This window comes from Deltaproteobacteria bacterium (assembly GCA_016874735.1).
Taxonomy (GTDB): Bacteria; Bdellovibrionota_B; Oligoflexia; order Oligoflexales; family CAIYRB01; genus CAIYRB01.
On the sequence record VGTI01000127.1, the window covers coordinates 1 to 4,966 of the forward strand.

The 4,966-nt window shown below is 55.3% G+C and carries 4 protein-coding genes; 1 reads left to right on the top strand and 3 read right to left on the bottom strand.

The genetic code is table 11. From position 1 onward, the window contains the following. Window positions 1–21: 21 nt before the first annotated feature. The 3 genes from FJ146_19430 to FJ146_19440 form a co-directional block, all read right to left on the bottom strand. Window positions 22–1,548, bottom strand: a complete 1,527-nt coding sequence (locus tag FJ146_19430; GenBank protein ID MBM4254143.1) for a hypothetical protein — start codon at window positions 1,546–1,548, stop codon at window positions 22–24. A gap of 46 nt (window positions 1,549–1,594) precedes the next feature. After that, a complete protein-coding gene (locus FJ146_19435; protein ID MBM4254144.1) occupies window positions 1,595–2,836 on the bottom strand; it encodes an ATP-binding protein in 1,242 nt (413 codons plus the stop codon). A 78-nt stretch (window positions 2,837–2,914) separates the two neighbouring features. Further along, complete coding sequence (locus FJ146_19440; protein ID MBM4254145.1) at window positions 2,915–3,937, bottom strand: hypothetical protein; 1,023 nt, start codon at window positions 3,935–3,937, stop codon at window positions 2,915–2,917. A 105-nt stretch (window positions 3,938–4,042) separates the two neighbouring features. On the opposite strand from FJ146_19440, the gene FJ146_19445 reads away from it, so the two are divergent. Continuing rightward, window positions 4,043–4,441, top strand: coding sequence for a hypothetical protein (locus FJ146_19445; protein MBM4254146.1), 399 nt, complete (start codon window positions 4,043–4,045; stop codon window positions 4,439–4,441). Window positions 4,442–4,966: the final 525 nt, after the last annotated feature.

The window sequence follows — 4,966 nt, forward strand, 5'->3', positions numbered from 1 at the left end:
AGCGCGTATAGACAGACGAGTCTACCAAGCGAGTGCAAGTCCACCTCCGACCATGGCCAGGCTAAGGCTTATCGATTTCAGGGCGGCCTCTCTCGTGCCGTCTGGGTACTGCTTTGCTAATTGAATCCGTTCGTAGACGCCAAAACCCAAGATAGACCAATGTATGGGTCCTAGAGTGGCTACGTTTACGAGTAAATCAGAGCCGGCTCGCACATCATTGATCTTGGCCGCGGTCGCCGCAGACCCCGCAATACTGCTAAAGTCAGCACCTAGCCATAGGCGTAGCAGAGCGCGCGATGCGAATTGCTTCTCCACTCCCAGCTCGACACCGGTGCTGAGACTACTGGCAAAGTTGAAGTCGTAGGCAGCAACTGTGTCATTTGTCGGGGCCAGTTTAAACTGCGACTTCATCGACCAGACGCCAATTTTCGGCACAAAATCGATGCGGTCAATGAGACCCGATAACTTCGTGTCATAAAGGTCCATCCCCAGTGCCCATCCAAGCACTGTGCGGCTGCCGGAAAAGCTGGTGGGACCGAAGGCTGCCTCTTCACTGATCTTAGGCCAGACGTCGTGGTAGAGCCGCAGGCCATCAAGAGGTGCACCGCGTAGCTCGGCGAGTAGCGATGCTGTCTTGATCTTGCGCGCTAATTGCCCGCTCGATAGCGACTTACCTAGCCTCACGCCAATGAATCCTTCATTTAACACTCGGGACGCGGCAGCAGCTAGATTACCGCCGAGAAAGTCATCGTCATCGAGCGGTTTTTTGGCTGCATCTTCGATCAGCCTTCCCAGAATTTCAGCGTTTGCGCCGCGGCCGCGGTAGTCGTGGGCGTAGACTGGGCTGCCACCGGGGGATACGGGACGATCCAGGACCCAGGTCAGCTTTTTCTTGCTCCTAGTTTCGGTCTGATCGGCCTTGGCGATCACATGAGCTTGCCATATGTGTCTTTGCGGCTCGAATGTGAGCGTATAAATTGCAAGCTGTTTTGGAGCCTGCGGGAAGTTTTTCAGTTTGGATGGGATAGGCAGTTCGAGTTTTTTGCCGTTATCCCTAATTTGTGGTGAATTGATGCGCGCCCACACCGGCAGCTTTTCTAGGAGATCTGCAGCAATAAGGGTCGCAAGCTTAGATTTGCCCATGCGCTCTAGTAGGTCACCACTGACACCACTGACGGGGATGTCGGTCTTGGCGACAGGCTGATCCAGGTCACTATGCCGCATCTCAAACCGCAGTACGTTTGGCGCCGCAGTGGCCCAAAGCGTCCAGCCAGCGTCGGCTTTGTCCTTGGTGCCGAATTTCTTGCACTTAAACCCACCAAAAAGTCCAAAGCCCCATGGCCCAGAGCCGGAGACCAGACTTTTGCCTAGATTCTGACAGGCGGCCGTCCACTGCTCGGATGCTTTCAGTGCATCGAGTGCGCCACTATCGCCGGCAAGTGTGATGGTCACATTGCCAAAATCCAAGGGGCTCGCCGCTGCTAGGGCAATCTCACCGATAACGGCGTTGAGGCAGCAAAGCAGTAGTGGCAATAATCTGTGATTCATTTGGCAATTCTAACACAAAAACCTTGGGCTTCTCACCGCTCTAGTCTCACAAGAGCCCAAACACCCAAAGCGGGATGATGCGAGGATCTGCCGAGAATTCCCAAGTATCCCGGACTACATAGGAATGCTCTTCGTCCTTGATTTGCCTTTTGCCTTTGCGCGGACCGCCCACTTCGAACGTGTAGGGACCAACAGCAAAGTCAGCTTGTCCCGAATGCAGACTGACCTGGTGGTGACTCAGTGCCATACTGGTCAGGAAGAAAGTCCCGCGTATCGATCCTATATCGGGTTTTAGTTCGGCATATGCATAATAGAGAGCCGTGTTGCCGAGATAAAGCTTTTCCGGTTTACGCAGAGACTTTAGTGTGTAGCGGTCGAGGCTGCGGATGATTCCAGCGTCCTTTAGGCATGCAAGGTAGTGCTTCAGAGTGCGGGAATCACTGATGTGGGCGTAGGCTTTAAGCGCTTCGTAGTCGATGGTGTAAGGCACGTTTTGCGCGATGGTTTTGAAGATGGATTGTAGTTTGCGCGCCATATCCGGGCGCGAATGAGTCTGTGCTAAGACGATCTCGTAGGCAATGGTATCCTCTGTGGCTTGGCGTAGCAGTGTGCTGAACGCACTATCGCTCGTATGGGAGACGCCATAAGCGTGATAGCCGCGCCTAAGGTAATCGGCAAATAATAGAGGTAAAGGTCGTTGCGTCTTCGCTTGCAAGGTGCGAGCAATGTCTTCGACGGCTCGTGGGCCATTTCTGCATAGTTCGTCGAGAGACAGTGATTTGATGCGACTGCCGTGCGTCATATTGAGGTATTCGCGCAGAGTCATCCCAAGTAGTTGATACTTAACCATCCGTCGCGCTAGGCCGCCGAGATCCTTGAAGCTTAAAATGGAGCTCCCCGATACAATGCAACGAACTGTGAGGCGATCAGCGATACGTTTGAGCTCCGACTTCCATGCGCTGTAGCGATGGACCTCGTCAAAAATAACGACTTGGACTCCGTGCGTCTCGGCTAATTGGGCCAAGTCGTACATCGAGTCGGCGGCAAACATGGTGTCGTCGAGGCTGATGTAGAAGATCTTGGTGGTGTCGTTGGCCGCAAGCTGCAGAGCCTTTTGGCAGGCCAAGACGGTCTTACCCACGCCCTTTTCGCCAACCAAGCATGCCAAATTGGCACTGAGAAAGTCAGGGTCCCCAAGCTGCTCCCGTGACCCCGTAAAAGCCCGGACCCGCGCCCAAACCGGCTTGTTATAGTCGATTATTTGGTAATATTTTTCAGTGGATAGCAACTTAAACCTCTAAATATGGATTATAATCCATATTTAGATGATTTAAAAGTGTGCTGTAGCACCTATTGCCGTAAATGCTCACCTAAGTAGCGACGTATCCACGCTAAACATCCCGTCACTCGTAGCGCGCCGGGCCACATTCTGGGCGAAGTAGACGCTCAGCTCCATCGCCGTCTGGTCGGCTTTATCCACACCGCGCGGCGCTATCGTCATCTTGTTTAGCTTCAATCGATCACTGCCAGATCCAGGTTTAAACTCGTGACGGAAATCATAGCTGCGCCCACCAAAGCGCCCCAGCTGACTCAACCGGCCGGCTACGACGATGGCTTCGCCTTCGGTCGTATATTTAACCGGCTCGAGTTCCCACGTGCCGCCGTCTGTCGTGAAGCCGACACGCTCGCCGACAAGAGCAGACCGCAGAGCGTCGATCCGACTGTCTCCGACTTTGTGAATCACCACTTTTGACTTGAGTGCCGCCGTCAGATCCTGACGCATACTGGACTCAAAGGCCTTAAATCCATCGCGACAAACTTGCTCGTAGTCCGCCAAGGTTTTATCAGCCTCCACGGCGAAAAATCGATCAGCGACTGTGACCTCGAGTAGCTTGGCGTTCTCATACTCATGCTCAACTTTAACGCCGGCCACCATGACGGCCGCCTCTTCGCCCAGTCTCAGCTGTGCGGCCATCGCATATTCGCAGCGGCCAGTGACCGACTCGCCCTCGCGGATCTCAAAGTGACCGCGGTCGTCGTTAAAGATTCTGCTGTCGGGCGCAGATGCCGTCTTCGCGACGTCAAACAGTGCGGCCGACACGGTGCGTACCTGCTGGGCAACTGCTACCTCGAAGCCGAGGCCACTCCAGCCCAGTTTGAGCTCGAGGCCAAAACTTCCGCCGTGTAGTTGTTGCCACTCACTGCGAAAGGACAGGCGCGGTCTGTCGGGGAGTTCCCCTTCAAAAGGCGCGTGGTCGTCACTAAAGCTCAGGGACTCTCCTGGGGACGGGTCACCCACAGCTAATTTTGATCCCTGTTGGTCGCCACAGCCGACGGAACCAGCGACTGCCGCCGTCATCATCGTCATCAACATCAAGCGCTTCCGCATCAGCCACCCTTATCGACAATATCGCTCAGCTTTGCTAGAGAACGTTGCTACTTTGCTGCCATTGACTGGCGCGCACTATAAGCCGATCAGGACAGGGGACGGAATATGGCTTTGGTTAAAATTTGGTTAATTGGGCTCTCTCTTTTAAATGTCAGTGCCTTAGCAGCCCCGGCCCCGGCTACGGCCTCGAACGTGGAAGCGGATGTGTGCAGCCGCTGGCCAGAGCCCAATCTAGCGCTTGAGGACACCCTGTGCGTCACCCTGCGGCCCGTTGATGACAACGTGCCCCTTTACCATCAGCAGTTGGGTACCGAGGAACATTGGTTTCGCTTCGACGATCAAGGCATGGCCCTCGTGGTGGACACGCGTGCTGCACTCGAGGCACTCGCGCAAAATCCCGCGCGTCAGGCTGCGCTGCTGAATGGTCTAAACAAAAATCGTTTGGATCTCTGGCATCAAGATGCCCTCTACTGGTCGCGGTGGCTCACTAACGCCAACTGGTAAGTTGACTGAGGAAGATGCAGTCCCAGCCCATACTGTCGCGCCACGCCGCTTCGCTGGTCGCGCGCTCCCACGACCACTGATTGCGGGCGCTCACGCTCGCGTCACCAAATTTAGGGCATAGCGCTTCGACTTTGGTATGTAGCTCCGTGCTGGCACCGTGTGCCAGATAATCAAAAAAGGGATTATCCGGCTGCCGCTCGATTAGTTTAGCCGCGGCTTGCGTCACCGCAGTCGTGTCACGTCCCAGGCGCTTTTTCAGCAGCGTTTCGACGCCGAGCAAATGGAGCTGGAACCCCACCGGCGCGTGTTCTACCTGCGTCGGCAGCACTAGGTCATCGCTGCCAGCGTAGAGGCGCATCTCCTTCGACTGCGGTAGGCCCAGATAATCCCAGACCCGCCCCATCATCGCCCAGTTACCGGGCGTCATGAGACAGCGGTAGTCTTTGTCATCGCGGCAAAACCGATGCACGCCAGGCACCACGCACTTGCCACGCGGACCAGTGACGCTGCAGCTGCGATTAGCAT

Bases quoted from the DNA above. Each gene is read 5' to 3' on its own strand.
- FJ146_19445 (MBM4254146.1), top strand. From the start codon at position 4,043: ATGGCTTTGGTTAAAATTTGGTTAATTGGGCTCTCTCTTTTAAATGTC.
- FJ146_19440 (MBM4254145.1), bottom strand. From the start codon at position 3,937: ATGCGGAAGCGCTTGATGTTGATGACGATGATGACGGCGGCAGTCGCT.
- FJ146_19430 (MBM4254143.1), bottom strand. From the start codon at position 1,548: ATGAATCACAGATTATTGCCACTACTGCTTTGCTGCCTCAACGCCGTT.